This window comes from Bartonella vinsonii subsp. berkhoffii ATCC 51672 (assembly GCF_902825225.1).
Lineage (GTDB): Bacteria > Pseudomonadota > Alphaproteobacteria > Rhizobiales > Rhizobiaceae > Bartonella > Bartonella berkhoffii.
The window spans coordinates 1-428 of record NZ_CADEAK010000196.1; the positions used below are offsets into that span (position 1 = coordinate 1).

At 42.3% G+C, this 428-nt stretch carries 1 protein-coding gene; it reads left to right on the top strand.

The window, feature by feature from the left end; genetic code table 11:
* On the top strand, nucleotides 1-428 hold a 428-nt coding region (locus tag J7R10_RS08905), incomplete at both ends, for an MFS transporter (RefSeq protein WP_208436495.1).

Here is a 428-nt window from a genome sequence, read left to right on the forward strand (position 1 = left end):
CAGTTGTCATTGGCATCCTTCCTACTTATGAAACAGCCGGTTTATTGGCGCCATTCCTTTTAACCATGTGCCGTATTGGTCAAGGAATTGGATTAGGAGGAGAATGGGGAGGAGCTGTTTTACTCGCAACAGAAAATGCTCCACCAGAGAAACGTGGTTGGTATGCAATGTTTCCACAATTAGGAGTTCCACTGGGTTTATTCCTATCTATTGCAGCTTATTTAGGAATGTGGGCTGTATTTGATCATGACGAACTTTTCGCATGGGGATGGCGTGTTCCATTCATTGGTTCAGCTTTTCTCACAATTGTAGGATTATGGGTGCGTATTTCGATCAGTGAAACCGTCGAATTCAAAAAAACTCTTGAACGTGAAGAGCGCGTTAAAGTGCCTATCATAGACGTTTTCTTCAAACATTCACGAATCTTA